This is a genomic window from Pseudomonas sp. EGD-AK9 (assembly GCF_000465935.2).
Taxonomy (GTDB): domain Bacteria; phylum Pseudomonadota; class Gammaproteobacteria; order Pseudomonadales; family Pseudomonadaceae; genus Aquipseudomonas.
This window is the reverse complement of sequence record NZ_AVOF01000262.1, coordinates 1-4,535: the sequence shown is the minus strand read 5'-3', so window position 1 is coordinate 4,535 and position 4,535 is coordinate 1. Positions and strand designations below refer to the sequence as shown.

The 4,535-nt window shown below is 69.8% G+C and carries 2 protein-coding genes and 2 pseudogenes; 2 read left to right on the top strand and 2 right to left on the bottom strand.

The window, feature by feature from the left end; genetic code table 11:
• Positions 1–664 (bottom strand): annotated as a pseudogene (locus N878_RS13240) (sensor histidine kinase); the annotation flags it as partial.
• A gap of 164 nt (positions 665–828) precedes the next feature.
• Between N878_RS13240 and dsdA the strand changes: the two are divergent.
• Together dsdA and N878_RS13230 are read left to right on the top strand one after the other, a co-directional pair.
• On the top strand, positions 829–2,178 hold the full coding sequence (gene dsdA / locus N878_RS13235; RefSeq protein ID WP_021444132.1) for a D-serine ammonia-lyase: 1,350 nt from the start codon (positions 829–831) through the stop codon (positions 2,176–2,178).
• Between the two features lie 130 nt (positions 2,179–2,308).
• Positions 2,309–4,273, top strand: coding sequence for an alkyl/aryl-sulfatase (locus N878_RS13230; protein ID WP_021444131.1), 1,965 nt, complete (start codon positions 2,309–2,311; stop codon positions 4,271–4,273).
• Between the two features lie 40 nt (positions 4,274–4,313).
• Here the strand turns inward: N878_RS13230 and N878_RS28975 are convergent.
• Positions 4,314–4,535, bottom strand: a pseudogene (locus tag N878_RS28975) (hypothetical protein); the annotation flags it as partial.

The following is a 4,535-nucleotide window of genomic DNA, read 5'->3' as shown; positions in this document are numbered from 1 at the left end:
TGATCTGGCGTCCCCAGGCCAGCCATTCGCTCCAGGGCCAGTCGCTGGGTGTGAGCCTGCGCCAACTGTGCAGGGGAAAGGGCTGGCTGGCCGCGCCCAGGGGCTTGTGCAGGCTCATGGTGCCGCCCAGCGAGCCGCCAGCGGGCTGGCGCGCCAGCAGCGTCAGCGGCCCCATGCCCAGGTCCAGCGTCAGGGTGGCCAGCGTCGGGGGAAAGTCGCCGGCGGGAATAAAGCGCCGGGCATCCAGCAACAGGCTCCAGCTCGACGGGGCCACCAGCCAATAACGCTCCCGATCCACCGCCAGGGTGACGGGGCGCTGCAGCTGGCGGGCCTGTTCCTGCGCGCCAGGCATGCCCGCCGGAGCTGCGCCGCTGCCCTCCCAGGCGCCGCCGCGCAGGCAACCCAGGCCCAGCAGCTGCGGCATGGCCGGCTGCAGACTGGGCAGCAGTTGGGCGGGACTGGGCGGATGGCTCAGCGCGCTCAGTGTGGCCAGTACCGCTTCGTGCTGGACGACCTTCTGGCTGAGCATGCGCTGCGCGATGCTGGTGTCCTGGAAGAAGCGCTCGTAGCGCTCGGCCTGCTCCTGCCAGCCGATCCAGACCGCCACGGGAGCGAACAGGGCCAGCCAGAGAACCAGGGTGCGGATGTCGGTCAGGGGCTTCACGGCGGATATCATGCCAGCCGCCTCGGGGGGCTGCCATCCGTAAGGCTACGGAGGCGTGACGGCGGTGGGGTGCCATCGGCTTGCTCGGCGCCGGGATTTGCGCCATAAGCTCGCCAGGTGCGCGGCGCCTTTTTGTCGCGCAGACGATGTCGACAGGAACAACGATGATCCACGGCAAAACCCTCGCTGCCTGGTACGCCAGTCACCCGCTGCTCAAGGAGCTGGTCGCGCTGCGCGAAACCGCCTGGTTCAACCCGGCCAGCGCGCCGGTCGCCGAGGCCCTGGCCGACGTGGGGCTGGGCGCGGAGGATGTCGCCCGGGCCAGCGCGCGGCTGCAGCGCTTCGCTCCCTACCTGGCCAAGGTATTTCCGCAAACCGCCGCCAGCGGCGGGATCATCGAGTCGGCCATCCGGCCGCTGCCCAGGCTGCACCAGCGGCTGCTGGACGAGGCCGGCCTGCCCGGCAGCGGCTCGCTGTGGCTCAAGCTGGACAGCGAACTGCCCATATCCGGATCGATCAAGGCGCGCGGCGGCATCCACGAGGTGCTCAAACACGCCGAGGATCTGGCCCTGCAGGCCGGCCTGATTCGCCTCGACGACAACTACGAGGCCCTGGCCAGCGCTGCCGCGCGGCAGTTCTTCGGCCGCTACAAGGTGGCGGTGGGCTCCACCGGCAACCTCGGCCTGTCGATCGGCATCATCAGCGCCAAGCTCGGCTTTCAGGCCTGCGTGCACATGTCGTCGGATGCGCGGCAATGGAAGAAGGACAAGCTGCGGGCCAATGGCGTGACGGTGGTCGAGTACGCAGCGGACTACAGCGTCGCGGTGGAGCAGGGCCGCCGCCAGGCCGCGGCCGACCCGAGCTGCTATTTCGTCGACGACGAGAACTCGCCGCAGCTGTTTCTCGGCTATGCCGTCGCCGCGGAGCGCCTGGAGCGGCAGTTCGCCGAGGCCGGGGTGGTGGTCGATGGCGATCATCCGCTGTTCGTCTACCTGCCCTGTGGCGTCGGCGGTGGCCCCGGCGGCGTCGCCTTCGGCCTCAAGCTGGTGTTCGGCGATGCCGTGCACTGCATCTTCGCCGAGCCGACCCATTCGCCCTGCATGCTGCTGGGGGTGTACACCGGGCTGCACGACGCGGTCAGCGTCCAGGACTTCGGCATCGACAACCTCACCGCGGCCGACGGCCTGGCGGTGGGCCGGCCCTCCGGCTTCGTCGGCAGGGCGATGCAGCGGCTGATCGACGGCTACTACACGGTCACGGACGAGGAGCTGTACCGGCTCCTGGCCATCGCCCATCAGGAGGAGCGGGTGCGCCTGGAGCCCTCGGCCCTGGCGGGGGCGCCGGGGATGCTCAGGGTGCTGGGCGCCGACGCCTACCTCGACCGCATCGGCGTCGCCGCGACGCAGCTGGCGAACGCCACGCACCTGATCTGGGGAACCGGCGGCAGCATGGTGCCGGACGCGGAATTCGCCGCCTATGTCGAACGAGGCCGCGGCCTGCAACGGCGCCGCTGACGTTCGCCGCCCGGGGGCGAGCCATTGCAGGGTGTTATGGCAGGCATGCGCCTCTGATATTGGCGCGGGCGCCGAGGCCGCCCTAGAGTCGGGCGCGACCGACTCCAACAAGAACAGCACGGGACTTCCCATGACTACTTTCCGCCTCAGCGCCCTCGCCCTGGCGCTCGTTTTTTCCGCCGCGGTGCAGGCCGACGCGGCGACGGCCAAGCCGGCCAGCGACAGCACCCGCACGCTCAACCAGGCCTGGCTGCAACGCCTGCCGTTCGAGGACCAGACCAGCTTCGCGGATGCCCGGCGCGGTCTGATCGAGGCCTTCGCCGGCCGCGTCGAGAACGCCAAGGGCCAGGTGGTGTGGGACCGCATGGCCTACAACTTCCTCGACGGCAACGCTGCGCCGGCCAGCGTCAACCCCAGCCTGTGGCGCATGGCGCAGTTGAACAACATCGCCGGCCTGTTCGAGGTGCGCGAACGCATCTACCAGATTCGCGGCATGGACCTGTCCAACATGACCATCATCGAGGGCGACAGCGGGCTGATCCTGATCGACCCGCTGATCAGCGCCGAGACCGCCCGCGCCGGGCTCGAGCTGTATTACCGGCACCGCCCGCGCAAGCCGGTGCGGGCGGTGATCTACAGCCATTCGCACGTCGACCATTTCGGCGGCGTGCGCGGGGTGATCGACGAGGCCGACGTCAAGGCCGGCAAGGTGCGGGTGATCGCGCCGGAGGGCTTCTACGAGCACGCGGTCAGCGAGAACGTACTGGCCGGGCCGGCGATGATGCGCCGCGCGCAGTACATGTACGGCTCGCTGCTGCCGCGCGGCGAGCGCGGACAGGTGGATGCCGGCCTGGGCAAGAGCACCCCGGTCAATGCCACGGTGACCCTGATCGCGCCCAGCGAGCTGATCGCCCAGCCGCTGGAGACCCGCCGCATCGACGGCGTCGAGATCGAATTCCAGCTCACCCCCGGCACCGAGGCGCCGGCGGAGATGAACCTGTACTTCCCGCAGTTCAAGACCCTGTGCATGGCCGAGAACGCCACCCACACCCAGCACAACGTGCTGACCCTGCGCGGCGCGCTGGTGCGCGATCCGAAGATCTGGTCGCACTACCTGGGCGAGTCGCTGGCGCGCTATGGCGACGAGGCCGAGGTGCTGTTCGCCCAGCATCACTGGCCGACCTGGGGTGGCGAAAGGATTCGCGAGTACCTGGCCGACCAGCGCGACATGTACGCCTTTCTCGATAGCCAGACGCTGCGCCTGATCAACCAGGGGCTGACCGCCACCGAGATCGCCGAGCAGCTGCAGAGCCTGCCGCCGCGCCTGGCCAGCAAGTGGTACAGCCGCGACTACTACGGCTCGCTGAGCCACAACGTGCGCGCCGTGTACCAGCGCTACATGGGCTTCTACGACGGCAACCCGGCCAACCTCGACCCGCTGCCGCCGGAAGCCGCGGGCCGGCGCTACGTGGCGGCCATGGGCGGCGCCGCGGCGGTGTTGGACACCGCCCGCCAGGCCTTCGCCGCCGGCGACTACCGCTGGAGCGCGCAACTGCTCAATCACCTGGTGTTCGCCGAACCGGACAACCGCGCCGCCCTGGAGCTGCAGGCCGACACCCTGGAGCAGCTCGGCTACCAGAGCGAGAACGCCACCTGGCGCAACATCTACCTCAGCGGCGCCCAGGAACTGCGCCAGGGCGTCAATCCCCTGCGAGCGGGCAACGGCGCGCCGGACATGGTGCGCGCGCTGACCCCGAGCATGTTCTTCGACTACCTGGCGGTGCGCATCGATGCGCTCAAGGCAGCCGACGAGGACCTGCGGATCAACTGGCGCTTCACCGACCTGGAGCAGGAGCACGCCCTGACCCTGCGCCACGGCGTGCTCACCCACCGCAGCGGCGCACGCCATGCCCAGGCGGATATCGAGCTGAGCATGAGCAAGGCGCTGCTCGATCGCATCGCCCTCAAGCAGACCAGCTTCGCCCAGGCGACGAAAGACGGCGCCATCGTCGTCAGCGGCGAGCGGCAGAAGCTGTTCAAGCTGCTGGGCGGGCTGGAACAGCCGAAGTCGAACTTCAATCTGGTCACCCCCTGAGCTGCACGCGGCGCCCCGCCAGGGGCGTCGCGCCTGCCTTTCAGCGGCCTGCCAGGGCCGCTTCTATCGCCAGCACGCACAGGCTCACCTGCACCAGGCCGATGCCCAGCACCGTGCCGATCTTGGCCCGGCCGCGTTCCGCGTCGAGCATCGCCAGGCTGTGGCGATAGCGCCTGCGCTGCCCGGCCCAGAGCGCCAGGGCGGTGGCCAGCGCCAGCAGCATCAGCGCCGGCTGTGCGCCGCGCAGCGCCAGGCAGGCGAC